We start from the raw sequence: 22,974 nt of genomic DNA, 5'->3' as shown, positions 1-22,974 counted from the left end.
GAGGCTGCGCACAGCAGTTTTTTCCATGCAAAATCTATTGGGTTACCACCCGCAATCAGCCCTCTGCCCCGTGATCGGCTAGAATGGCCGCCTTGCCTTTGTCTGCTTTTTTTATGAGTCGCCCATGAACCCCATCACCCACGCCCAGCTCGATTGGGATGACCAAGGTCGACCGCACTCGCGGGTCTTCGATGATGTGTACTTCTCCGACAAGTCGGGCCTTGAAGAAACCCGCTATGTGTTCCTTGAGCAGAACCGCTTGCAGGCGCGCTTTGCGGCCCTGCCGGTGGGTGGGCGACTGGTCATTGGCGAGACCGGCTTCGGCACGGGTTTGAATTTTCTCTGCGCATGGCAACTGTTTGAACAGCACGCCGTGGCCGGTGCGCGACTGCACTTCGTCAGTGTGGAAAAGTACCCTCTGAGCCACACCGACCTGCAACGCGCCCTGGCCCTCTGGCCGGAACTCAGTGCCTTCGCCGAGCAACTGTTGGCTCAGTACATTGCGATCCATCAAGGCTTCCAGCGCCTGGTGCTGGATAACGGCCGGGTGACCCTGACGCTGTTGATCGGCGACGCCCCGGAGCAATTGCCGCAACTGGACGCGCAAATCGACGCGTGGTTTCTCGACGGTTTTGCCCCGGCCAAGAACCCCGACATGTGGACCGCTGAGTTGTTCGCCGAACTGGCGCGCCTGGCGGCACCGGGTTCGACCATCAGCACCTTCACCAGCACCGGCTGGGTACGCCGGTTGATCAATGCCGCCGGGTTCAAGATGAAACGCACACCGGGCATCGGCCATAAATGGGAAATACTGCGCGGTGAGTTCCTCGGCTGGCCCGAAGATACGCCACCGCCGGCCACACCCAAACCCTGGTTTGCGCGCCCGGCAGGCATCGAAGGCGAACGCCACGCCATGGTCATCGGCGGCGGCCTGGCCGGTTGCGCCACCGCCGCCAGCCTGGCCGCTCGCGGTTGGCGCGTGAGCTTGCTGGAACGTCACGCCGCCCTGGCCCAGGAAGCATCGGGCAACCCGCAGGGCGTGCTGTACCTCAAGCTGTCGGCCCATGGCACAGCATTGTCGCAGCTGATACTCAGCGGTTTCGGCCACACCCGGCGCCTGCTGGAGCACTTGCAGCGCGGCGTTGACTGGGACGGTTGCGGTGTCCTGCAACTGGCGTTTGACGCCAAGGAAGCCCAACGCCAGGCGCAACTGGCCGAGGCCTTCGCACCGGATCTGTTGCACCTGCTGGGCCGCGATCAGGCTCAACTACAGGCCGGCATACAATTGGCCCAGGGCGGGCTGTTTTTCCCCGAAGGTGGCTGGGTGCATCCACCGGCGCTGTGCCAATGGCAAGCCACGCATCCGCTTATCAAGGTGCTTACCCATCACGAGGCGCTGGAGCTGCACCGCGTCGACGAGCAGTGGCAAGCCCGTGACGGCGATGACGTACTGGCAAGCGCCAACGTGGTAGTGCTGGCCGGTGCAGCCGAAATCAAGCGATTCCCGCATAGTGCGGGCTTGCCGCTCAAGCGCATTCGCGGGCAGATCACACGTTTGGCGCAAACTCCGGCGAGTGCGGCATTGGCCACCGTGGTGTGCGCCGAAGGTTATGTGGCACCCGCGCGCCTTGGCGAACACACCTTGGGCGCCAGTTTTGATTTCAACAATGAAGACCTCACCCCTACCCTCGCCGAGCACACGGGCAACCTTGCGATGCTGCGGGAGATTTCCGAAGACCTGCTGCTGCGTCTTGGCGCTGACTCACTAAACGCCGAACACTTGCAAGGCCGCGCCGCCTTTCGTTGCACCAGCCCTGACTACCTGCCAATCGTCGGCCCCTTGGCCGAAAGCGCTGCGTTCCAACAGGCTTATGCCGTACTGGGCAAAGACGCCCGGCAAGTCCCGGATACGCCCTGCCCGTGGTTGCCGGGCCTGTATATCAACAGCGGCCACGGCTCACGCGGGCTGATCACCGCGCCCCTGTGCGGCGAACTGCTGGCCGCCTGGTTGAGCGACGAACCGCTGCCGGTGCCGGCCAGCGTGGCCGAAGCCTGCCACCCGAACCGGTTTGCCTTGCGCGCGCTGGTTCGAGGAAAACCGGCGACACGCTGATCACCGTGAGGGAAGAAACGACGCCGTCGCGAGCATCGCGGCTATTTGCCTTATAACTTATCGGTCTAAAACTCCACGCATAGCACTGGGTCAGTTTCTGGGTACGCGCCCTGTCGGGCGTATCGAGTATTGCCCTCCCCAACGGAAAAACCGGTAAGGAATTTATGTGTGGACTAGCTGGCGAGTTACGCTTTGATCATCAACCTGCCGACCTGGCAGCCGTAGAGAGAATCACCCATCACCTTGCCCCGCGAGGCCCGGACGCCTGGGGTTTCCATGCCCAAGGGCCGATTGCCCTGGGCCACCGCCGCCTGAAGATCATGGACCTGTCGGACGGCTCCGCCCAACCGATGGTCGACGCCCAGCTGGGGCTGTCCCTGGCGTTCAATGGTGCAATCTATAATTTCCCGGAATTGCGTGAAGAGCTGGAAGCCCTGGGCTACGCCTTCTATTCCGGCGGTGACACCGAAGTGCTGCTCAAGGGCTATCACGCCTGGGGCGAAGCCTTGCTGCCCAAGCTCAATGGCATGTTTGCCTTTGCCATCTGGGAGCGTGACGCGCAGCGCCTGTTTATCGCCCGTGACCGTCTGGGTGTGAAGCCGTTGTACCTGTCGCGCACCGGCCAGCGCCTGCGTTTTGCCTCAGCGCTGCCGGCCCTGCTTAAGGGCGGCGATATCAACCCGATCCTGGATCCGGTCGCACTCAACCACTACCTCAATTTCCACGCCGTGGTGCCTGCACCGCGCACCTTGCTGGCAGGCATCGAAAAGCTGCCGCCGGCAAGCTGGATGCGCATCGATGCCAACGGCACCACCGAACAGAAAACCTGGTGGACCCTGCCTTACGGCCCGCACGAGGATGAAAAAAACCTCAGCCTCGAAGACTGGACCGACCGCGTGCTCGACAGCACCCGCGAAGCCGTGGCGATCCGCCAACGTGCGGCCGTGGATGTCGGCGTGCTGCTCTCGGGCGGTGTCGATTCGAGCATGCTGGTGGGCCTGCTGCGGGAAGTCGGCGTGCAGGATTTGTCGACCTTCTCCATCGGTTTTGAAGACGCCGGTGGCGAACGTGGCGACGAGTTCCAGTATTCGGATTTGATCGCTAAACACTACGGCACCCGTCACCACCAGTTGCGCATCGCCGAAAGCGAAATCATCGAGCAACTGCCGGCAGCGTTCCGTGCCATGAGCGAGCCGATGGTCAGCCATGACTGCATCGCCTTCTACCTGTTGTCGCGGGAAGTGGCCAAACATTGCAAAGTGGTGCAAAGCGGCCAGGGCGCGGATGAACTGTTCGCCGGTTACCACTGGTACCCGCAGGTGGACGGCGCCAACGACCCGTATGCCGCCTACCGAGACGCATTTTTCGACCGCAGCTACGACGACTATGCCGCCACCGTCGCGCCAAAATGGCTGACCGCCAATGACGCCGCCGGTGACTTTGTGCGCGAGCATTTTGCCATGCCCGGCGCGGACGCCGCCGTGGACAAGGCCTTGCGCTTGGACAGCACCGTGATGCTGGTGGACGACCCGGTCAAACGCGTCGACAACATGACCATGGCCTGGGGCCTGGAGGCGCGCACGCCGTTCCTGGACTACCGCCTGGTAGAACTGTCAGCCCGTGTGCCAGGCAAATTCAAATTGCCCGATGGCGGCAAGCAGGTGCTCAAAGAAGCCGCGCGCCGAGTCATCCCCAGCGAAGTCATCGACCGCAAGAAAGGCTACTTTCCGGTGCCGGGCCTCAAGCATTTGCAGGGCGATACCTTGAACTGGGTGCGCGATCTGCTGATGGACCCAAGCCAGGATCGCGGCCTGTTCAACCCGGCCATGCTTGACCGCCTGCTGACCGACCCGCAAGGCCAACTGACGCCGCTGCGCGGCTCCAAACTATGGCAGCTGGCAGCGCTGAACCTGTGGCTCAGCGAACAAGGAATCTGATCGATGAAACCTCTTGCAGCGGCTTACAGCCAACGCTTGCTCAAGGGCCAGGCGCCGACCTACGAGCGCCTGCAGGCGCGCCTGGCTGAAGACGGCAGCCCACTGGGCGCCGAGCCGATTGCCGTGCATTGCGGCTGGGGCCGGTTGTTGATCGGGCACACCTTTCCGGACCCGGCCAGCCTGGCCGAGGAACTGCTCAATGAGCAGGCGGGCGAGCGCGACATCGCGCTGTACGTGGCGGCGCCCCAGCAAATCCTCGGGATTGACCCGCAGCAGTTGTTCCTCGACCCCTCCGACACCTTGCGCCTGTGGTTCAGCGATTACCGCCCCGCTACGCGGGTATTTCGCGGCTTTCGCATTCGCCGCGTGCAAACCGACGCCGATTGGCAGGCGGTCAACCAACTCTACCAAGGCCGTGGCATGTTGCCCGTCGACGCCAAGCGCCTGACACCACGCCATCAAGGCGGCCCGGTGTATTGGCTGGCCGAGGATGAAGACAGCGGCGCGGTGATCGGCAGCGTGATGGGCCTGAACCATCAAAAAGCCTTCCACGACCCGGAAAACGGTTGCAGCCTGTGGTGCCTGGCGGTCGACCCGCAGTGCACGCGCCCCGGTGTGGGCGAGGTGCTGGTGCGCCACCTGGTGGAGCATTTTATGAGCCGTGGCCTGAGCTATCTCGACCTGTCGGTGCTGCACGATAACCGTCAGGCCAAAAGCCTCTACGCCAAGCTCGGTTTTCGCGCGCTGACCACCTTTGCGATCAAGCGCAAGAACGGCATCAACCAGCCGCTGTTTCTCGGCCCCGGCCCGCAGGCAGGCTTTAACCCGTATGCGCGCATCATTGTCGAAGAAGCCCATCGACGTGGCATTGATGTGCAAGTGGATGACGCCGACGCCGGCTTGTTCACCCTCAGCCACGGCGGGCGCCGTGTGCGTTGCCGCGAGTCGTTGAGCGACCTGACCAGCGCCATCAGCATGACCCTGTGCCAGGACAAGAGCCTGACCCACAAGACGCTCAGCGCAGCGGGGTTGAAACTGCCGTCGCAACAATTGGCCGGCAGTGCCGACGACAACCTGGAGTTTCTCGACGAGCATCAGCGCATCGTGGTCAAGCCGCTCGATGGCGAACAAGGCCAAGGCGTGGCAGTGGATCTGCAGACCATCGAGGAGGTGCAAAAAGCCATCGAGACGGCGCGTCAATTCGACAGCCGTGTGCTGCTCGAAAGTTTCCACGAAGGCCTCGACCTGCGCATCCTGGTGATCGGCTTTGAGGTAGTTGCCGCTGCAATTCGGCGCCCGGCCGAGGTTACCGGTGATGGTCAGCACTCTATCGGTGCTTTGATCGAAGCCCAGAGCCGTCGCCGCCAGGCGGCCACCGATGGTGAGAGCAAAATCCCGCTGGACGCCGAAACCCAACGCACGTTGCACGCCGCCGGTTACGACTACAGCAGCATCTTGCCCCGTGGCCAAACCCTGGCGGTGCGCCGTACCGCCAACCTGCATACCGGCGGTTGCCTGGAAGACGTCACCGCGATCCTGCACCCGACATTGGTAGACGCCGCCGTGCGCGCCGCCCGTGCATTGGACATTCCCATGGTCGGCCTGGACCTGATGGTGCCCGCCGCCGACCAGCCCGAGTATGTGTTTATCGAAGCCAACGAACGCGCCGGGCTGGCTAATCACGAACCGCAACCGACAGCGGAGAAGTTTGTGGATTTGTTGTTTCCGCACAGTCAGCCGACGGCTTGAGTGATGTGTTGCCTGGACTGGCGCCATCGCGGGCAAGCCCGCTCCCACAGTTTGATCGCGTTCCAATGTGGGAGCCGGGCTTGCCCGCGATGAGGCCGGCACAGCCTATGAACCTCTCAGCACCTCATCGAAACCATCGATGCCCTCAACTCATCAGGAGTTTCCATGACCCGAACCATCCCCGAACCGGATCTCAACTACCTGCAGAAAGTGCTGCTGGAAATGCTTGCCATCCCCAGCCCCACGGGGTTCACCGACACCATCGTGCGCTACGTCGCCGAGCGCCTGGAAGAGCTCGGCATTCCCTTTGAAATGACCCGGCGCGGCACCATCCGCGCCACGCTAAAGGGCCAGAAAAACAGCCCCGACCGCGCTGTTTCCGCGCACTTGGACACCATCGGCGCCGCCGTGCGTGCGATCAAAGACAACGGCCGCTTGACGCTCGCACCGGTGGGCTGCTGGTCGAGCCGTTTTGCCGAAGGCAGCCGTGTCAGCCTGTTTACCGACAACGGCGTGATCCGTGGCAGCGTGCTGCCGTTGATGGCCTCCGGGCACGCGTTCAACACCGCCGTAGATGAAATGCCGGTGAGCTGGGACCACGTGGAATTGCGCCTGGACGCCTACTGCGCCACCCGCGCCGATTGCGACTCGTTAGGCATCAGCATCGGTGACTACGTGGCGTTCGACCCACTGCCGGAATTCACCGAGAGCGGGCATATCAGCGCCCGCCACCTGGACGATAAAGCCGGTGTGGCCGCCCTGCTTGCCGCACTCAAGGCGATTGTCGACAGCGGCGAACCGTTGCTGATCGACTGCCACCCGCTGTTCACCATCACCGAAGAAACCGGCAGTGGCGCCGCCGCCGCCCTGCCCTGGGACGTCAGTGAATTTGTCGGTATCGACATCGCCCCGGTCGCGCCCGGCCAGCACTCCAGCGAACACGCGGTGAGTGTGGCGATGCAGGATTCCGGCGGGCCGTATGACTATCACCTGTCCCGTCACTTGCTGCGCCTGGCATCGGAGAATGAACTGCCGGTGCGCCGCGACCTGTTTCGCTATTACTTCAGCGACGCCCACTCGGCAGTCACCGCCGGCCACGATATTCGCACCGCGCTGCTGGCGTTTGGCTGCGATGCGACCCATGGCTATGAGCGCACACACATTGACAGCCTGGCCGCACTCAGCCGCCTGTTGGGCGCGTACATCCTCAGCCCGCCGGTATTTGCCAGCGACGCACAGCCGGCCCAGGGTTCGCTGGACCGGTTCAGCCATCAGATCGAGCACGAAACGCAAATGGAGAGCGACACCCGCGTGCCGTCGGTGGACAGCCTGGTCGGACAGAAGTCCTGACACTGGCAACTACTGGTAACTGATGGTAACTGCTGGTCACAAAGGCCCCGGCGCAGTAGCATCGCCGGGGTCCTACCTCCGAGGCTTGTATGCTGATTCCCTACGACGCGCTTGAAGTCGACACCCTGACCCGCCTCATCGAAGACTTCGTCACCCGCGACGGTACCGACAATGGCGACGACACGCCCCTGGAAACCCGCGTACTGCGCGTGCGCCAAGCGCTGACCAAGGGCCAGGCCCTGATCGTGTTCGACCCGGAGAGCGAGCAATGCCAGTTGATGCTCAAGCACGACGTGCCCAAGCATCTGTTTGACTGAGCAGGGTTCAGCGGTTGGGTTCGGCATGGGTTTCTGTGGCCTGGCGTTCGAGGATCTTGCGATACACCTCGGCCCGATGGACATTCACACCCACCGGGGCGTCGATGCCGAATTTCACTTGGGTACCGTTGAGTTCGAGGATGTGCAGGGCGATGTCATCGCCGATGGAGATGACTTCGCCCACAGCGCGGCTTAAGACCAGCATGGCGGTTGTCCTTTTGGAGTGACAGGACCTTGACCATGCGCGATTGGATTTGGCGCAGCAATGGCTTGCAGTAAAATCAGGAAAGGCCTACGTAGCCCGGTAATTTTTCTGACAGACAAGCCCCAGTTTCTGATCGTTCCCACGCTCCGCGTGGTAACGCATCCGGTGACGCTCCGCGTCACGCCTTCAAAAGCGGGACGCGGAGCGTCCGGGGCGGCATTCCCACGCGGAGCGTGGGAACGATCATCATCAGCCCTTGGTTGCCTGGGCCTTGGCGCGCATCTTGTCGGCCATCAGCGTCATCTCGTCATACAGCAACTGCGGGTTCTTTTGCTTCAACGCCCACGCCATGCGCCCCTGCTCGTGGGGCAAAATCATGAACTCCCCTTCTGCCACCCGCTGATAAATGTAATCGGCAATATCCGCCGCCGAAATCGGTGAACTCTCCAGCAACTTGCCGACCTGCGCCTTCATCGCAGGCGTTGGCCCACGGAATGAATCCAGCAGGTTGGTCTGGAAAAACGACGGGCATACCACATGCACACCGATTTCCTGCTGCTTGAGTTCCACCAGCAAACTCTCCGACAACGCCACCACACCGGCCTTGGCCACGTTGTAGTTGCTCATTGCCGGCCCCTGCATCAGCGCAGCCATGGACGCGATGTTGATAATCCGCCCTTTGCTCTTTTCCAGCAGCGGCAGGAACGCCTTGCAGCCCTTGACCACGCCCATCAAGTTGATCGCAATCTGCCAGTCCCAATCTTCCAGGGACAATTCGGCAAAAAAACCACCCGAGGCCACGCCAGCGTTATTGACGATCACATCAATGCCGCCCAGCTTCACTTCGCAAGCCTGGGCAAAGGCGGTGAGCTGGCTGTAGTCACGCACGTCGCAGCGCTGGATAAAGCCATCGCCACCGGCCTCGCGCACCAGCTTCAGGGTTTCCTGCAAGCCTGGCTCGCTGACGTCCGACAAGGCCAACTGCCAACCCTCGCGTGCCCAGCGCAGCGCGATTTCGCGACCCAGGCCGGATCCGGCGCCAGTGATCATCATGCGATTTTGCATAGGTAAGTAGCCTTGTAGTTCACGGAAGAAGTGATCGGCAGTGTAGCGAAGGTTTTTCCTGCACCCACGCACCATCCAATTGATGAATGCCTCAGGCAAACCGCCAGCCAGGTAGCAGCCCGGCTTATAGCGTAAGTTCAATCTTTTTCAACTAAGTGCCCATTATTGCGAACGCATTAAAAGAAATAAGCCAGTGTGCGAAATGCTTTAAGAAACTATGGAATTTTCTCCACAACGGCACAGTCGGAGTTGTTAAGGCGTCCGTAAATAAACCCACGGGCCTGTCGTTAAACAACCGGTCTTTTCAGAAGGCCTACAAGGAAAAAAACATGAGCCTGATTCTGATCATAATTCTGATCCTGCTGCTGGTCGGCGGCCTGCCGGTGTTCCCGCACTCTCGTAACTGGGGCTATGGCCCGTCGGGTATTCTGGGTGTGGTGCTGGTGGTACTGTTGGTGCTGTTGCTGCTCGGCCGGATATAAAATCCGGACAAAAAAAAGAGGCCTTCTAGAAGGCCTCTTTTTTTATGCCCGGATTATTAGTCCGGCTTGCCGTCGATCACACCGGCGGTGTTATCCAACAGGCTCTTGGTGGCCGTCTGCAGGAACGACTCAAGTTTCTGTTTCAGCGCGGCTTCGTCCGGCGATTCAGGAATCACCTTACCGGTCGGGTTAGCGCCCAGTTCGTATTCCCACAGTTTCGGTGGCATCTCTTTAGGCAGTACCAGGATGCGGTCAGCAGTGACCAGGGCGACGGTCTGGTCGCTGCCCGACGGTTTGATCACGCCAAAGCCCTTGTCGCCTTCCGGCAGGTTCAACAAGTCGCGGCCCCAGCACTGGTGCAAGGTGTCGCCACCCAGGCGGCCCATGATGGTCGGCACGATGTCGATCTGGGTACCCACGGTGTGGTCACGCTCGCCGAACTTCTCCTGCATGCCCGGTGCAATCATCAGCATCGGTACGTTGAAGCGGCCCAGGTCCATCTCGGTGATCTGCTGTTCATTACCAAAACCGTGGTCACCCACGATCACGAACAGGGTTTCCTTGAAGTACGGCTCTTTACGCGCCTTTTCAAAGAACTGGCCCAAGGCCCAGTCGGAGTAACGCATGGCCGTCAAATGCTCGTTGAGGCTGCCACGGTCGGTGACTTTCTCGACCGGCAAGGGCGTCGGCAACGCATACGGCGTGTGGTTGGACAGGGTTTGCAGCAGGGCGTAGAACGGCTTGCCGCCTTCGCGGGCCTTCAATTCTTCCAGGCCACGGTTGAACATGTCCTGGTCGGACACGCCCCACGTCGGGTCGGAGAACACCGGGTTAACGAAGTCGTTGCGCCCGATGAAGTTGGTCATGCCCTGGTTGCTGAAGAAGCCCGACTGGTTGTCCCAGGCGAAATCGCCGTTGTAGACATACACGTCGTCAAACTTGCGCGCGCTGAGCAACTGCGGCAGGCCCGACAGCTTGTGGCTGCCTTCCGGGGTCTGCATCAGGTATTCGAAACCCGGCAGGTTCGGGAAACACGCCATGGTGGCGAACATACCCTGATGGGTGTGGGTGCCGTTGGAGAAGAAACGGTCGAACAACAGGCCTTCCTTGGAGAGTTTGTCGAAGTACGGCGTGATGTTGCCTGGGCGGCCCAGTGCGCCGACCGAGTGACCGGCGAAGCTTTCCATCAGGATCACCACGACGTTCTTGATCGGCAGGGTTTTCTCGGCCGGTGGCGTGTAGTCACGGCGCACGGCGGCGGTGTCGGTATCCACCAGTTTCTCTTGCGGCAACACCAGCATGTCACGCACGGTCTGGGTAGCCTGCGGCTGGTCCAGCGTGGCTTTCCAGATATTCGAGCGCTCTTCGGAGAAGCGCGACTTGGCTGCGGCGATCAACGACAGGGTGCCGTTCAAGCCCAACTGGTTGGCGAAGTTCGAGTCGGTGGTGTAGACATCACCCCAGCGCAGCGGCGGGCCTTGGCGCAGGGTGCCACGAATGGCGACCACGGCGATCAGCAGGCACACCACGAACACCGCAATGCGGCTGTACCACGGAGCAACCTGGCGAGTGCCGACGGTGCCGCCGCTGAACGGACCACGTGGGCGTGTCGCACGGTCGGCGCCCTTGAAGGCGATGCTCAGGATCAGCGTGCCTACGGCCCAGGCCAGCAGGTAGCGCACCACCGGGAAACCGTACCAGAGCATGCTCATCACGGTTTTCGGGTCTTCCTTCACGTATTGGAAGACCAGGCCGTTGAGGCGCTGGTGAAACTCGCGGTAGAAGTCCATCTCCATCAGGCCCAGGAACAGGGCAATGCTGGACGCGATGGTCAGCCAAAAACGGAAGAACCCGCGCGCCGCCATGGCCCGTACGCTGAACAAGGCCAGCAGCAGCGGAACCAGTGCGTACATCACAAAGCGGATGTCGAAGCGCGTGCCGTTGACGAAGGCCTCGAGGAAGGTCGAGGCCGGCGTGTCGAGGATCATCTCGCGGTTGTAGACCAGCAGCGCCAGGCGCAGCAGGGAGAACATCACCATCATGACCAGCGCGCAAAGCAGCGTGTATGCCAGATGGGATTTGACGGTCGGTTGCAGCAAGCGATTAGAAGCTCGCTGCTGACTCAGGGCGTCCGGGTTTGCCATGTCGTTCTAGGACCCATTGGAAGTTTAAGTTTCGAAATTATGCAGTGGCGTCCGTCCCTCGCCCAGGCTGGCTGGGGTAGGCGGTTAACGCGGTGGCGCAAATGGTGCCCGATCAATGGCATCAACGCTATTAATTACTGAACGTGCGCCGTGGCCCGGCCTTTAATGGCACGTGAGTTAGAGCCTTGGGAGAGCCGTAAAACCGCCGAATTGTCTTGGAAAAGATGTGAAAATTGTGTGCAGCGAATAGTTTCGACACACAAAATCCTGAGTACGTTGGAAACCACTGTGGGAGCGGGCTTGCCCGCGATTGCAGTGTGTCAGTCAAAACATCTGATACTGATACACCGCTATCGCGGGCAAGCCCGCTCCCACATTGACTGTGCCCACTCTAGATGGAGTGGGCGAACGATCAGATCCGCACGTTACCGCGCGGCCCGGCAATCGCCCAGATAATCAGGCCCAGTACCGGCAGCAACAGGATCAGCAGGATCCACAGCACTTTGGCGCCGGTGCTGGCGCCACTTTTGAACACGTTGATGATCGCCCAGATATCCAGCGCCAGGATGATCAGGCCGATAAGACCGTTGAAAGTGGAACCCATGGTGTCGCTCCTAAGTGAGGGCATGCACTTGTAGGATAGTCAGCGTTTGCCTGGGTTCCGTTTTATTTCAGACGTGCACAGCGACTTTCAAGGCTTCCAGTGACGGCTCGGCCTTGATCCCCACTTCGGCGCACAGTTGCAACACGCGCGGCAGGTCATTGCCGTACACCAGCACCGCCTGGATCTCGTCATCGAGCAATTGGCTGAAGTTAAGCAACACATAGCCGCCATCTTCGGGGCTCAACGCGCTCATCTGGATCTGGATGCGGTTCAGCGCGGTGAGGTCTTCGGTCTTGGCCAACTGCTTGGGCTTGAGGTTGAACGCCACGCCCGGGCCGAATGAGGCGACGATCTGCGCGAACAGATCGCCATAGGTGTCGGCCTGGAACAGCACCGTGTCCGGCAGGCTGCCAACCACTACCCACTCACCCAGAGGGATAGGGAACGTGTCGTCGTAGTTGATATCCGGGTTCGCCGCCAGAAACGCCACCGGGTCCGCGTAGGCTTGGGCGGCTTCTGTGGCGATGCGCGCCACCTCGTCCTCGCCCATGACGCCGGCGCTGATTTTGCTGATAAGTTCGACGAGGGCGGTTTGCATGGGAAGGTCCTGTGGCGGGCTGGTTTTTGAGGGCGGGTAGCCTACACCAGTTTCTGCAACCGTGCCGCCGTATCCGCCGCGCCCATGGTTTGCGCGGCAGCCAGCGCGGTCGCGCCCTGGGCATCGACGGCCTTGGGGTTGGCGCCCTGGCCGAGCAGGTAGTCGACCATTTCAACGCGGTTGAACATAGCGGCCAGCATCAGCGCTGTGCGCCCGTCCGGGGAGGTTGCATCCACCGGCGCGCCGCCGTCGATCAACGCCTTCACCACCGGCAGGTTGCCTTTGAACGCTGCACCGGCGATCGGCAGCTGATTTTTGTCGTTGGCAATCAGTGGGTCGGCTTTGAACTCGAGCAACACTTTTACCGCTTCGACATGGCCGTGGTAGGCAGCGAGCATCAATAAGGTGTCGCCGTTGTGATTACGAAAATTGGCCGGCAAGCCTTTGGCCAGCAGCGCAGCCAGCATCGCTGCATCGCCTTTGCGGGCCACATCAAAAACCTGCTCGGCGAATTCGGCGGCTTCATCGTCGGTCATTTGTTTGGGCTGGTCTGACATGCGGGGGCTCCTTGTCTGCGAATGTGTATAAGGCGCTCAGTGTCGCGAGGGAGTTCCCCGCTGTCATGGCTTTTTTGTCAAAAGCATTCATAGCCAGAATCAATAACGGAACTGCCCGCCCTGGATCTGCGCCAGTAATAGCCCGGTGACCGGTACATAACTGTCGGAGCCGGGCAGCCACGCGTACACCGGGTCGTTACCGGCCTTGTCCGGGTCGAAGGCTTCCTCCTTGAGCTTGACCTTCTGGTATTTGAAGGTGCCAGTGGTTTCCATCTTGACCTTGATGCGCAAAAACAACGGCACCGCATAGTGCGGCAACTGGCCGTGGGCAAACTGCAACAGCTCACGCATGTCCAGGGCCGCCAAGGACTCGCTTGGCGTGATGGCGACCATGCCTGCGCGGCCATTGGTGTTCTCGATCTCGACGCCATAGGCCACCACTTCGGCGATCTGCGGGTGCTGCAGCAACACGTTTTCCACTTCGGTGGTGGAGACGTTTTCGCCCTTCCAACGGTACGTATCGCCCAGTCGGTCGACAAATTGCGCATGGCCAAAGCCAATACTGCGTAGCAAGTCGCCAGTATTGAAGTAGCGGTCACCCTTCTCGAACACGTCCGTGAGCACCACCTTGCGGTTCTTTTCCGGGTCGGTGTAGCCGTCGAACGGCGACTTTTCATCGATCCTGGCCAGCAGCAAGCCCTGCCCGCCAGTTTGCACCTTACGCAGGAAACCATCGCTGCCACGCAGCGGCTCACCGGTTTCGTGGGAGTACTCCACCAGCGCCCAATGCTGCAGGCAAAAGCCGATGGTGTTATCGAAATTCAGCACATTGGTAAAACCGATGTTGCCGTCGCTGGCGGCATACAGCTCGCAGATGTGCTCGACGCCATAACGCTGCTTGAACTGCGCCCAGACCCCGGGACGCAAGCCATTGCCGACCATCTTGGTGACTTTATTGTCGCGATCCTGCGCACTAGGCGGTTGGTCCAGCAGGTAGCGGCACAGTTCACCGACATACCCCAGGGTGGTTGCGTTGAATTTGCGCGCATCGTCCCAGAACTGGCTGGCGCTGAATTTACGCCGGATGGCGAAACCCGATGCGCCGATAATCGCCGAACCCCAGCACACGCACAGGCCCGTGGCGTGGTACAGCGGCAAAGTGCAATACAGAACGTCGTGCGGCCCCATGTCGAGGGCGATGCTGCCGAAACTCACCGCCGTCTTGGTCCAGCGCCCGTGCTTCATGATGCCGGCCTTGGGCAAACCGGTAGTGCCGGAGGTGTAGATATAGAAGCAGGGGTCGTTGAAGAAGATTTGTCCGCTGCTGGCAGGGTTGTCCACCGGGCTGTCAGCGCTGGCGGCCATCAGGTCGGTGTAGCCCTGCGGCACCGCGTTTGAGGACTGATCCGCCACAAACCAGCTGCGTTCGGCCGCAATCGACACTTGCTCGCGCACCGCCGCATAGGCGTCTACCAATTCTGCACCTGCCACGATCGCCGCCGGGTTCACCAGGTTCAGGCTGTGCACCAGCGCCGCCTGGGTTTGCGCGGTGTTGAGCATGGCGCAGATACCGCCCAGCTTGGCCACGGCCAGTACGCTGAGGAGCAGTTCCGGGCGATTTTCAATAAACAGCGCGACCACATCACCCTTGCCGATGCCCTGCGCTTGAAGGTAATGAGCCATGCGATTGGCGCGCTGGTTGGCTTCGCGGTAGCTGAGCACGCTGTCGCCGTACAACAACGCCGCGCCGTCGGGGTTGCGCAACGCAGCCTGTTCAAAGTGCCAACCGAGGCCGCAAGGCTGCGCGGGGTCGGTGACATTCGCGGCGCGCATGCCACGCACTACGCGTGGCAAAGCTCGAACAATCGCAGGCACCTTACGTAAGAGCTTGCCCCACGTGATCATGTCGTCTTGCTGATGGCTCATGGCGGAACGTCCTTTTTCTTATTCTTCGTATGATCCAGACATAGCGGCAGCCCTGTAGGCAGATGCCGAATGCCATGCGGGAAAATACGCCTGCCATTCTTTGACTGTACATGCGGGATTTGAAAAGTTTTGTATCCCGAGTCGGCTTCCACCGAAAAGGAATTTTGCCCAACCGAGGCGGTCTTTATCTTCGAGGCTGACCTGAAACAGCTGGCGCGAATAACGCAAAATGCAGGATGCACGATGGCCATTCATGCAAATTGCACGAAACCGAAAATCTGTAAAATTTTTAACTAATTGATTTATAACGACTTTTTCAGATATCCAATACTGGCACAATCACTGCACCTATCTCTCCATGCTTGCCAACTTGAGCCAACGGAGCTGATAGACATGAGCCTGATCCAAGATAAATTCGCTTCTGTATTCTCCCAATACGACGTCACCACTCAGCCACGTCCAGACGGCGGTATCCTGCTGACCCTGCGCAACAGCGAAGGCAAACAGGTCAAGCGTTCGATCTCGTATCAACAGCTGCACACCGCTGACCAACTGACCTGGGTGATCAGCGCGATCCGCCGCGACCTGGCCGAACAAGCCAGTGAGCTCCCACAGATTTCGATGCTGCAAAGCCAGAACCGCTTTGCCCTGCCGACCTACCACTCGGCATAAACCACCGATAACCAAAAAGGGCCGCGACGCTTACAGGCGTCGCGGCCCTTTTTTGTGTGGCTTCAGCACAAGCCTTGTCGGCTGGCCTCATTCATCGCCTGTACGCGGTTGGTGACTTCCAGCTTGCCGTAGATATTGCGCAGATGGAATTTCACCGTGGCTTCAGAGGTTGCCCGGATCTGACTGATTTCCCAGACGGTCTTGCCTTCCGAGGCCCAGCGCAAAATTTCCAGCTCTGTCGGGGTGAGGGGCTTGCCGCCCAGGCTCAGACGTCTTCTAACGGTCATCGGCGCGTCCACCGGCGTGCGACACGACTGTTCTGGGCCACTCATTGTGCTCTCTCCTTATGTAGTGGATGCCCTATCACCTTTCGGATTCCTGCTATTGACAGGTGATATAAACATCGAGTCTGCAGAGAGTTACATAACGAATGGATTGAAAGCACAGGGCGCAGCAGAAACAGCTACGCCTTACAGATAATCAGGCTTATTCCCACAACAACTTCCAACTTGCCTGGGTTGAACATTTAAATATCTGTGCTTAGTCGTCCAAGCCCGGGAAGCCATCGGCAATAGCATCGCCGGTGAGTTGAGGCTCACAGCCTTTAGCTGTGTTGAACAAACGCAAGGTGACAAAGTGCGGGTTCTCGCCCATATCGAACCAATGCGGCACGCCGGCCGGAATCACCAGCAGGTCATTTTTCTCACAACGTACGGCATACACATAGTCGCCCACGTGCACGTTGAACAGGCCTTGGCCTGCGACGAAGAAACGCACTTCGTCTTCGCTGTAGCGGCGTTCACTGAGGAATTGCGCACGCAGTTCAACATTCTGTGCCGGATCGCCCGCCGCCCTAAGCACCTGCACGGCGGCGTAGCCAAGGGCATCGATCTGCGGCTGGTACGCGGCGATCATGTCTGCGTCGCTGGCGCCCTTCTCAATCGGCGCCGGATGCCAGCGCGCAAAACGCACACCGTGGTCGGCCAGCGTCGAGACGATATCGTCGAAATGGGTCAGGACCTTGTTCGGGGTATCCGGTGTGGCGGCAGCGTAAACAGCGACATAACTCATTGCTCGGTTCCTGTAGTCGGTTCTTGCAATCGAAGGCCAATGATAATGGCGGCGGCCAGGGCGGCGACGCTGGCGATGCTGAAGGTCAGGGTCGGCCCCAGCAGGTTCCAGCTGTAGCCGGCGTAAAGGGCGCCCAACGCGCCCCCGGTGCCGGCCAGCGCGGCATACAGCGCCTGGCCCTGGCCTTGTTGTCTGGCGCCGAAACTGCGTTGTACAAAGGCGATGGCGGCCGCATGAAAGCTGGCGAACGTGGCGGCGTGCAGCACTTGCGCCAGCAGCAATACCCAGAAGATTTCAGCGAATGACCCCAGCAGCAACCAGCGGATAGCCGCCAACACGAAACTGGCCAGCAGCACCCGCCGCACCGAAAAACGCGTCAGGATCCGGCTCATGGCCAGGAACATCAGCACCTCCGCGACCACACCCAGCGCCCACAGCATGCCGATCACGCCACGGCTATAACCCAAATGTTCAAGGTGCAGGGTCAGGAAGGTGTAATACGGGCCATGGCTCATTTGCATCAAGGCCACGCAGGCATAAAACGCCAGTACGCCGGGGCTGCGCAATTGCTTGAGGAAACCGTCACCGGCCAGGCGATTGCCCTGGACGGCGGGCTGCGCGTTCGGCACCCACAGGCTGGCGCCAATAATGCCGGCCATGATCACCACGACCACCACCGGGTAAATGTCCAGGCTCAGCCCGTCGAACAGGCGGCCCATGATCACCACGGTGAGGATAAAACCGATGGAGCCCCACAGGCGGATCTGGCTGTAGCGCGCGGTTTGCTTTTGCAGGTGCGCAAGCGTGATCACTTCAAACTGCGGCAACACCGCGTGCCAGAAGAACGCATGCAGTGCCATCACCAGGGCCAGCCAGGCGTAGGTTTTGCTGAAGAAGATCAGCGAGAAACTCGCCAGGGTACACACCGCGCCAAAACGCACGATGGCCAGGCGCCGGCCGGTGTAGTCGCCGAGCCAGCCCCACAGGTTGGGCGCCACGCAGCGCATCAGCATGGGGATGGCCACCAGCTCGCCGATACGCGCGCTGGAGAACCCCAAGTGGTCGAAGTACAGCGCCAGGAACGGCGCCGTCGCCCCGAGCAGGGCGAAGTAGAAGAGGTAGAAGCTGGAGAGGCGCCAGTATGGGAGGCTTTGCGTCATATTGTGAGGGGCTGCTGCGCAGCCCAGCGGGAGCAAGCTCCCTCGCCACAGCAAGCTCCCTCGCCACACGCCGTCACAGCTGGCCCAACACCGGCGTACTCACCTGCACATCGGCGTTTTGCCCACGGTTGCGCAGCAGGTGGTCCATCAACACGATGGCCATCATCGCCTCGGCAATCGGCGTGGCGCGGATGCCCACGCACGGGTCGTGGCGGCCCTTGGTGATCACATCCACCGGGTTGCCGTGCACATCGATCGAACGGCCCGGCGTGGTGATGCTCGACGTGGCCTTGAGCGCCAGGTGCGCAACAATCGGCTGGCCGGAGGAAATACCGCCGAGGATGCCGCCCGCGTTATTGCTGAGGAAACCTTGCGGCGTCATTTCATCGCGATGCTCGGTGCCGCGCTGGGCGACACAGGCAAAACCGGCGCCGATCTCCACGCCCTTGACCGCATTGATGCTCATCAGCGCGTGGGCCAGCTCGGCGTCGAGGCGGTCGAAGATCGGCTCGCCCAGGCCCGGTTTGACGCCTTCGGCGACCACGGTAATCCTGGCACCCACCGAATCCTGATCGCGGCGCAACTGGTCCATATAGGCTTCCAGTTCCGGCACCTTGTCCGGGTCGGGGCTGAAGAAGGCGTTGTCGTCGACGCTGTCCCAGGTCTTGAACGGGATCTCAATCGGGCCCAATTGGCTCATGTAGCCACGGATCACGATGCCCTGGGTGGCCAGGTATTTCTTGGCGATGGCACCGGCGGCCACGCGCATGGCGGTTTCACGCGCCGAGCTGCGGCCACCGCCACGGTAGTCGCGCTCACCGTATTTGTGGTGGTAGGTGTAGTCGGCGTGGGCCGGGCGGAACAGGTCCTTGATCGCCGAGTAGTCCTTGGACTTCTGGTCGGTGTTGCGGATCAACAGGCCAATGGCGCAGCCGGTGGTGCGACCTTCGAACACGCCGGAAAGAATCTCGACTTCGTCGGGCTCCTGGCGCTGGGTAGTATGGCGGCTGGTGCCGGGCTTGCGGCGGTCGAGGTCACGCTGCAGGTCTTCCAGAGACAACTCGAGGCCTGGCGGGCAGCCGTCGACAATGGCGACCAACGCCGGGCCATGGCTTTCGCCCGCGGTGGTGACAGTGAACAGCTTGCCGAAGGTATTGCCGGACATGCAGGGCGCTCCGTGAAATCAGTTGAATCAACTCAACCGTAATAACTTAAGGCAGCCAGTATACGCAGGCTAACCGAGTAGTTCATCCTCGAAACCTTACCGGTAGACGTTGGTCCAACCGGCACCTTCCTGATGATGGCGTGATGATGCTGCGAGTTTTGCTTTTGACCCTTACCCTGTTTTCCAGCCTTGGCTTCGCCGCCTCCCCCGTCGTGCTGCAACGGCCGATCAGCCTGGACACCGGCAGCGGCGAGCTGTTTGGTTCGCTGCTGCTGCCAAAATCCGACAAGCCGGTGCCCGTGGTGCTGATCATCGCCGGCTCCGGCCCCACCGACCGCAACGGCAACAGCGCCGATGGTACGCGCAACGACAGCCTCAAGCGCCTGGCCTGGGTGCTGGCGCGCAATAACATCGCCAGCGTGCGCTACGACAAACGCGGCGTGGCCGCGAGCCTGGCCGCCACCCCCGACGAACGCAACCTCACCCTGGACGCCTATGTGGCCGATGCGGTGGCCTGGGGCAAGCTGCTCAAGGCCGACAGCCGCATGGGCCAGTTGATCGTGCTGGGCCATAGCGAAGGTGCGCTGGTCGCCACCCTCGCCGCGCCGCAACTCGACCCGGCCGGGGTTATTTCGCTGTCCGGCAGCGCCCGGCCGGTGGACCAGGTGATCCGCCAGCAACTGGCCGATCATCTGCCCCCTGCCCTGTTGCTGCGCAGCAATGAAATTCTCGACCACCTTAAGGCCGGCCAGGTGGATGCCGATGTACCGCGCCCGCTGGAAGGCATTTTCCGCCCCAGTGTGCAGCCGTACCTGATCAGCCTGTTTCGTGCCGACCCATCGGCCGCCTTCGCCAAACTGAACATGCCGGCTCTGATCATCCAGGGCACCAACGATATCCAGGTTGGCGTGGCGGATGCCCAGCAGTTGCAAGCGGCCAAGCCCGACGCACAACTGAGCGTGATTCAAGGCATGAACCACGTGATGCGCATCGTGCCCAAGGATGTAAAGGAACAGCTTGAGTCATACAACGACCCCAAACTGCCCCTCGCCGCCGAGCTGGGCCAACGCATCGTGCGCTTTATCGACGGACTTCAACCCCGTTAAGCGATTATTTGCCTCCAGTCCTGAATAAAACGGCCGATAAGCCCAGAGTCGACAGTAAAAAGACTGTCGGCTCGCCGGGCTTGGACAGGATCGCGCCGCATGACTACCACCGAAGCAACACCCGAATCTACCGCCGACACCCCGGCCGAAAAACCCGAGGCTGTCGAGGCCGCGGCCCTGCCGTGGGCGGACGTTCAGGCCGAACACTTCAAGATGCTGCGCCTGGCGCCCCTGGCCACTGATCGTGCCACCGGCGCACGGCCGCTGCGGTTCGTACAGTTTGGCTATACCGAACGCCATGACAAGAAACACAGCCTGTTACGCATGGTGATCCAGTTGCCCGGCCAACGTGTGCGCCGCGAGCAGAACCACCTGGATATCTGGGTCGATCACGAGACGCACCGTGTGCACTTCGGCCCGGGTAACAGCCTGGAAATTGAACCGGCCAACCGTGGCCTGGGACGCTTTCTGGTGGCACAGGCCGCCGCGTGGGCGAAAAAGAAGTGGTCACATTACCGCGTAGACGGCGTGGACCTCGCCAACAAGGATGCACTCAACGAAGCCACGCGCCTGCGTCGCGATCATTTCCTGCGCATCCAGGGTTTTGATGTGGCCTACGCCGATGTGCAGCACCTCAAAGGGAACGTGCAACCCGGCAAAGTCAGCGAAGTGCTGGACAGCTGGAACACCGAGAAGGTGCAGTACGTGGAGATCCTCGAAGCTGCGCAAATGCTGCAGCAGGCCGAGCAGAACCTGGCCGAGCAGGAAGTGAAGCTGCGCAAGGAAGAAGAAAAGGTCACCAAGTTCAAGCGCGAGGACAGTGGGCTGCGCTTTACCATTACGTGCCTGGTGGCGTTTACGGTGTTTCAGGCGGGGCTGTTGATCTGGATTGCCACACACCGCTGAAAGGTTGGAATGCATTCCAAATGTGGGAGCTGGCTTGTCGGCTCCCACACTGACCGCGTTCCTATTGTGGAATGAAGTTAAACCCGCGCCGCGAACACCGCCTGATGCTCCCGGCACTGTTCAGCCGTCAGCATGAACACACCATGCCCGCCGCGCTGGAAGTCCAGCCAGGCAAAGTCGACTTCCGGGTACAGCGCTTCGACGTGCACTTGGCTGTTGCCGACTTCAACAATCAGCAAGCCCTTCTCGGTCAGGTGGTCGGCGGCCTCGGCCAGCATGCGTCGCACCAGGTTCAGACCATCGTCGCCGCAGGCCAGGCCCAGTTCCGGCTCGTGCTGGTACTCATCCGGCATGTCGGCGAAGTCTTCGGCATCCACGTACGGCGGGTTAGACACGATCAAGTCAAAACGCTGGCCCGGCAGGCCATCGAAGCCGTCGCCCTGCACGGTGTAGACGCGTTCATCGACACCATGACGCTCAATGTTCTGGTTAGCCACTTCCAAGGCTTCGAAGGACAAGTCGCCCAGCACCACTTCGGCGTCCTGGAACTCGTAGGCACAGGCGATGCCGATGCAACCGGAGCCGGTGCACAGGTCGAGAATGCGCGCCGGCGGCTGGGCCAGCCATGGCTCGAAGCGGTTTTCGATCAACTCGCCAATCGGTGAACGCGGGATCAACACGCGCTCATCGACAATAAACGACATGCCGCAGAACCAGGCTTCCTTCAACAGGTAGGCGGTAGGGACACGCTCGTGGATACGCTTGTGCAGCAAGCGCTGCACATGGGCGACTTCCTCTTCTTCGAGGTTGCAGTCCAGGTAGCTGTCGGCAATTTCCCAAGGCAGGTGCAAGGCGCCGAGCACCAATTGCCGGGCTTCGTCCCAGGCATTGTCGGTGCCATGCCCGAAAAACAGGTCTTCCCCATGGAAACGGCTGACAGCCCAACGGATGTGGTCGCGCAACGTGCGCAGGCGGGAGGTAATCACGGGGGCAAGCTCCTGGAAAAAACGACTGGCGATTCTAACAGCCTTCGCCTGTACCGACGATGTACGAAAACCCTTCACCATCTGTCGGAAATCATTCAAATTGCCATCATTGCGCTGATCAAGCCCACCTCTTGACATGGCTGCACGTCAACAACGGCGTACCTTACGATGGTAGCGATTCACAGAACCGCTCAGCCAGTGGACAATGTGACAAAAGCCCCCCTCACAGGAGCCCCAGAATGTCCGTTCCAAAGACGATGTTTCAACTCAGCGGTCGCGGTTACGCAGCAGCCAACCTGAACCATGCGACCCTCGTGATCATCGACGCCCAGAAGGAATACCTCAGCGGCCCACTCGCCCTGTCCGGCATGGACGCGGCGGTCGACAACATCAAGCAGCTTGTGACAGCCGCGCGTAATGCCGGGCGCCCGATCGTGCATGTACGTCACCTTGGCACCGTCGGTGGCCTGTTCGACCCGCAGGGCGAGCGCGGCGAGTTCATTCCTGGCCTGGAACCCCAAGGCGATGAAACCATCATCGGCAAACTGCTGCCCAGCGCGTTCCATGGCACCGGCCTGGAGAAACACCTGCAAGACCTCGGCTCCCTGGACTTGATCGTCTGCGGTTTCATGAGCCACTCCAGTGTCAGCACCAGCGTGCGCGCCGCCAAGAACCTGGGCTTTCGCTGCACCCTGGTGGAAGACGCCTGCGCCACCCGTGACCTGCCTTACAAAGGTGGCATCCTGAGCGCCGAGCACGTACAGCAAACTGAAATGGCCATCATGGCCGACAACTTCGCCACCCTCGCGTTGACCAAAGATCTGATCTGATCGCCCTTGAGATGAGCGGCGTATTTATTGC

At 60.8% G+C, this 22,974-nt stretch carries 22 protein-coding genes; 10 read left to right on the top strand and 12 right to left on the bottom strand.

The genetic code is table 11. The features are described from left to right. Positions 1 to 124: 124 nt before the first annotated feature. The 5 genes from mnmC to HBO23_RS09075 all read left to right on the top strand — a co-directional run bounded on the left by mnmC (position 125) and on the right by HBO23_RS09075 (position 7,466). Positions 125 to 2,113 (top strand): bifunctional tRNA (5-methylaminomethyl-2-thiouridine)(34)-methyltransferase MnmD/FAD-dependent 5-carboxymethylaminomethyl-2-thiouridine(34) oxidoreductase MnmC, encoded by a 1,989-nt coding sequence (gene mnmC, locus HBO23_RS09095; RefSeq protein WP_170037798.1) that lies wholly within the window; start codon positions 125 to 127, stop codon positions 2,111 to 2,113. Positions 2,114 to 2,277: 164 nt separating this feature from the next. Next, positions 2,278 to 4,050, top strand: a complete 1,773-nt coding sequence (locus HBO23_RS09090; RefSeq protein WP_169984785.1) for an N-acetylglutaminylglutamine amidotransferase — start codon at positions 2,278 to 2,280, stop codon at positions 4,048 to 4,050. Positions 4,051 to 4,053: 3 nt separating this feature from the next. Continuing rightward, positions 4,054 to 5,799, top strand: a complete 1,746-nt coding sequence (gene ngg, locus HBO23_RS09085; RefSeq protein ID WP_170037796.1) for an N-acetylglutaminylglutamine synthetase — start codon at positions 4,054 to 4,056, stop codon at positions 5,797 to 5,799. Between the two features lie 165 nt (positions 5,800 to 5,964). After that, positions 5,965 to 7,149 carry an osmoprotectant NAGGN system M42 family peptidase gene (locus HBO23_RS09080; protein ID WP_017137817.1) on the top strand — a complete coding sequence of 395 codons (1,185 nt, stop codon included), beginning with the start codon at positions 5,965 to 5,967 and terminating at the stop codon, positions 7,147 to 7,149. Positions 7,150 to 7,238: 89 nt separating this feature from the next. Next, the gene (locus tag HBO23_RS09075) at positions 7,239 to 7,466 is read left to right on the top strand and encodes a YheU family protein (protein ID WP_003192759.1); all 228 of its coding nucleotides are present in this window, start codon (positions 7,239 to 7,241) and stop codon (positions 7,464 to 7,466) included. Positions 7,467 to 7,473: 7 nt separating this feature from the next. Here HBO23_RS09075 and csrA read toward each other — a convergent pair whose 3' ends face one another. Beyond that, positions 7,474 to 7,671 carry a carbon storage regulator CsrA gene (csrA, locus tag HBO23_RS09070; protein ID WP_017137818.1) on the bottom strand — a complete coding sequence of 66 codons (198 nt, stop codon included), beginning with the start codon at positions 7,669 to 7,671 and terminating at the stop codon, positions 7,474 to 7,476. A gap of 249 nt (positions 7,672 to 7,920) precedes the next feature. After that, positions 7,921 to 8,736: an SDR family oxidoreductase gene (locus tag HBO23_RS09065; protein WP_170037794.1), complete on the bottom strand. Its 816-nt coding sequence runs from the start codon at positions 8,734 to 8,736 to the stop codon at positions 7,921 to 7,923. Positions 8,737 to 9,065: 329 nt separating this feature from the next. Here HBO23_RS09065 and HBO23_RS09060 point away from each other — a divergent pair, with 329 nt between their 5' ends. Further along, positions 9,066 to 9,218 carry a DUF3309 family protein gene (locus tag HBO23_RS09060; RefSeq protein WP_015885095.1) on the top strand — a complete coding sequence of 51 codons (153 nt, stop codon included), beginning with the start codon at positions 9,066 to 9,068 and terminating at the stop codon, positions 9,216 to 9,218. A gap of 56 nt (positions 9,219 to 9,274) precedes the next feature. Here the strand turns inward: HBO23_RS09060 and HBO23_RS09055 are convergent, their stop codons facing one another. The 5 genes from HBO23_RS09055 to HBO23_RS09035 form a co-directional block, all read right to left on the bottom strand. Further along, on the bottom strand, positions 9,275 to 11,362 hold the full coding sequence (locus HBO23_RS09055) for an LTA synthase family protein (protein ID WP_017137820.1): 2,088 nt from the start codon (positions 11,360 to 11,362) through the stop codon (positions 9,275 to 9,277). A gap of 412 nt (positions 11,363 to 11,774) precedes the next feature. After that, positions 11,775 to 11,966: a PLDc N-terminal domain-containing protein gene (locus HBO23_RS09050; RefSeq protein ID WP_003172956.1), complete on the bottom strand. Its 192-nt coding sequence runs from the start codon at positions 11,964 to 11,966 to the stop codon at positions 11,775 to 11,777. A 67-nt stretch (positions 11,967 to 12,033) separates the two neighbouring features. Continuing rightward, complete coding sequence (locus HBO23_RS09045; RefSeq protein ID WP_017137821.1) at positions 12,034 to 12,564, bottom strand: hypothetical protein; 531 nt, start codon at positions 12,562 to 12,564, stop codon at positions 12,034 to 12,036. A 41-nt stretch (positions 12,565 to 12,605) separates the two neighbouring features. Beyond that, positions 12,606 to 13,121: an ankyrin repeat domain-containing protein gene (locus HBO23_RS09040; RefSeq protein WP_017137822.1), complete on the bottom strand. Its 516-nt coding sequence runs from the start codon at positions 13,119 to 13,121 to the stop codon at positions 12,606 to 12,608. Positions 13,122 to 13,220: 99 nt separating this feature from the next. Then, positions 13,221 to 15,047 (bottom strand): long-chain-acyl-CoA synthetase, encoded by a 1,827-nt coding sequence (locus HBO23_RS09035; RefSeq protein ID WP_099548924.1) that lies wholly within the window; start codon positions 15,045 to 15,047, stop codon positions 13,221 to 13,223. A gap of 393 nt (positions 15,048 to 15,440) precedes the next feature. On the opposite strand from HBO23_RS09035, the gene HBO23_RS09030 reads away from it, so the two are divergent. Then, a complete protein-coding gene (locus HBO23_RS09030; RefSeq protein ID WP_016970113.1) occupies positions 15,441 to 15,719 on the top strand; it encodes a DUF3509 domain-containing protein in 279 nt (92 codons plus the stop codon). A gap of 62 nt (positions 15,720 to 15,781) precedes the next feature. Here HBO23_RS09030 and HBO23_RS09025 read toward each other — a convergent pair whose 3' ends face one another. The 4 genes from HBO23_RS09025 to aroC all read right to left on the bottom strand — a co-directional run bounded on the left by HBO23_RS09025 (position 15,782) and on the right by aroC (position 19,115). Further along, the gene (locus HBO23_RS09025) at positions 15,782 to 16,051 is read right to left on the bottom strand and encodes a helix-turn-helix transcriptional regulator (RefSeq protein WP_017137824.1); all 270 of its coding nucleotides are present in this window, start codon (positions 16,049 to 16,051) and stop codon (positions 15,782 to 15,784) included. Positions 16,052 to 16,259: 208 nt separating this feature from the next. After that, positions 16,260 to 16,790, bottom strand: coding sequence for an acireductone dioxygenase (locus tag HBO23_RS09020; protein WP_170037792.1), 531 nt, complete (start codon positions 16,788 to 16,790; stop codon positions 16,260 to 16,262). Continuing rightward, complete coding sequence (locus HBO23_RS09015; protein ID WP_017137826.1) at positions 16,787 to 17,950, bottom strand: MFS transporter; 1,164 nt, start codon at positions 17,948 to 17,950, stop codon at positions 16,787 to 16,789. Before HBO23_RS09015 ends, HBO23_RS09020 begins: the two co-directional genes overlap by 4 nt. 73 nt (positions 17,951 to 18,023) lie before the next feature. Further along, positions 18,024 to 19,115 carry a chorismate synthase gene (aroC, locus tag HBO23_RS09010; protein WP_099548922.1) on the bottom strand — a complete coding sequence of 364 codons (1,092 nt, stop codon included), beginning with the start codon at positions 19,113 to 19,115 and terminating at the stop codon, positions 18,024 to 18,026. A 143-nt stretch (positions 19,116 to 19,258) separates the two neighbouring features. Here aroC and HBO23_RS09005 point away from each other — a divergent pair, with 143 nt between their 5' ends. Next, positions 19,259 to 20,221 (top strand): alpha/beta fold hydrolase, encoded by a 963-nt coding sequence (locus HBO23_RS09005; protein ID WP_170037790.1) that lies wholly within the window; start codon positions 19,259 to 19,261, stop codon positions 20,219 to 20,221. Between the two features lie 99 nt (positions 20,222 to 20,320). Continuing rightward, positions 20,321 to 21,127, top strand: coding sequence for a hypothetical protein (locus HBO23_RS09000; protein WP_138452752.1), 807 nt, complete (start codon positions 20,321 to 20,323; stop codon positions 21,125 to 21,127). Between the two features lie 77 nt (positions 21,128 to 21,204). Here the strand turns inward: HBO23_RS09000 and prmB are convergent, their stop codons facing one another. Next, positions 21,205 to 22,113 carry a 50S ribosomal protein L3 N(5)-glutamine methyltransferase gene (gene prmB / locus HBO23_RS08995; RefSeq protein WP_017137830.1) on the bottom strand — a complete coding sequence of 303 codons (909 nt, stop codon included), beginning with the start codon at positions 22,111 to 22,113 and terminating at the stop codon, positions 21,205 to 21,207. A gap of 239 nt (positions 22,114 to 22,352) precedes the next feature. Here prmB and HBO23_RS08990 point away from each other — a divergent pair, with 239 nt between their 5' ends. Continuing rightward, on the top strand, positions 22,353 to 22,943 hold the full coding sequence (locus HBO23_RS08990) for a cysteine hydrolase family protein (RefSeq protein WP_017137831.1): 591 nt from the start codon (positions 22,353 to 22,355) through the stop codon (positions 22,941 to 22,943). The last annotated feature ends 31 nt before the right edge of the window (positions 22,944 to 22,974 follow it).

Origin of the sequence: Pseudomonas sp. WS 5532, from assembly GCF_012985445.1 — a bacterium.
Taxonomy (GTDB): domain Bacteria; phylum Pseudomonadota; class Gammaproteobacteria; order Pseudomonadales; family Pseudomonadaceae; genus Aquipseudomonas; species Aquipseudomonas edaphica.
Note: the sequence above shows the minus strand (reverse complement) of the source record. Positions and strands in the feature narration are given on the sequence as shown.

Coding starts and splice junctions, on each gene's coding strand:
- HBO23_RS09000 (WP_138452752.1), top strand. CDS start 20,321: ATGACTACCACCGAAGCAACACCCGAATCTACCGCCGACACCCCGGCC.
- HBO23_RS09005 (WP_170037790.1), top strand. CDS start 19,259: ATGATGCTGCGAGTTTTGCTTTTGACCCTTACCCTGTTTTCCAGCCTT.
- HBO23_RS09055 (WP_017137820.1), bottom strand. CDS start 11,362: ATGGCAAACCCGGACGCCCTGAGTCAGCAGCGAGCTTCTAATCGCTTG.
- ngg (WP_170037796.1), top strand. CDS start 4,054: ATGAAACCTCTTGCAGCGGCTTACAGCCAACGCTTGCTCAAGGGCCAG.
- HBO23_RS09060 (WP_015885095.1), top strand. CDS start 9,066: ATGAGCCTGATTCTGATCATAATTCTGATCCTGCTGCTGGTCGGCGGC.
- csrA (WP_017137818.1), bottom strand. CDS start 7,671: ATGCTGGTCTTAAGCCGCGCTGTGGGCGAAGTCATCTCCATCGGCGAT.
- HBO23_RS09075 (WP_003192759.1), top strand. CDS start 7,239: ATGCTGATTCCCTACGACGCGCTTGAAGTCGACACCCTGACCCGCCTC.
- HBO23_RS09035 (WP_099548924.1), bottom strand. CDS start 15,047: ATGAGCCATCAGCAAGACGACATGATCACGTGGGGCAAGCTCTTACGT.
- HBO23_RS08990 (WP_017137831.1), top strand. CDS start 22,353: ATGTCCGTTCCAAAGACGATGTTTCAACTCAGCGGTCGCGGTTACGCA.
- HBO23_RS09030 (WP_016970113.1), top strand. CDS start 15,441: ATGAGCCTGATCCAAGATAAATTCGCTTCTGTATTCTCCCAATACGAC.
- HBO23_RS09090 (WP_169984785.1), top strand. CDS start 2,278: ATGTGTGGACTAGCTGGCGAGTTACGCTTTGATCATCAACCTGCCGAC.
- HBO23_RS09020 (WP_170037792.1), bottom strand. CDS start 16,790: ATGAGTTATGTCGCTGTTTACGCTGCCGCCACACCGGATACCCCGAAC.
- HBO23_RS09080 (WP_017137817.1), top strand. CDS start 5,965: ATGACCCGAACCATCCCCGAACCGGATCTCAACTACCTGCAGAAAGTG.
- HBO23_RS09040 (WP_017137822.1), bottom strand. CDS start 13,121: ATGTCAGACCAGCCCAAACAAATGACCGACGATGAAGCCGCCGAATTC.
- HBO23_RS09045 (WP_017137821.1), bottom strand. CDS start 12,564: ATGCAAACCGCCCTCGTCGAACTTATCAGCAAAATCAGCGCCGGCGTC.
- HBO23_RS09015 (WP_017137826.1), bottom strand. CDS start 17,950: ATGACGCAAAGCCTCCCATACTGGCGCCTCTCCAGCTTCTACCTCTTC.
- HBO23_RS09065 (WP_170037794.1), bottom strand. CDS start 8,736: ATGCAAAATCGCATGATGATCACTGGCGCCGGATCCGGCCTGGGTCGC.
- mnmC (WP_170037798.1), top strand. CDS start 125: ATGAACCCCATCACCCACGCCCAGCTCGATTGGGATGACCAAGGTCGA.
- HBO23_RS09050 (WP_003172956.1), bottom strand. CDS start 11,966: ATGGGTTCCACTTTCAACGGTCTTATCGGCCTGATCATCCTGGCGCTG.
- aroC (WP_099548922.1), bottom strand. CDS start 19,115: ATGTCCGGCAATACCTTCGGCAAGCTGTTCACTGTCACCACCGCGGGC.
- HBO23_RS09025 (WP_017137824.1), bottom strand. CDS start 16,051: ATGAGTGGCCCAGAACAGTCGTGTCGCACGCCGGTGGACGCGCCGATG.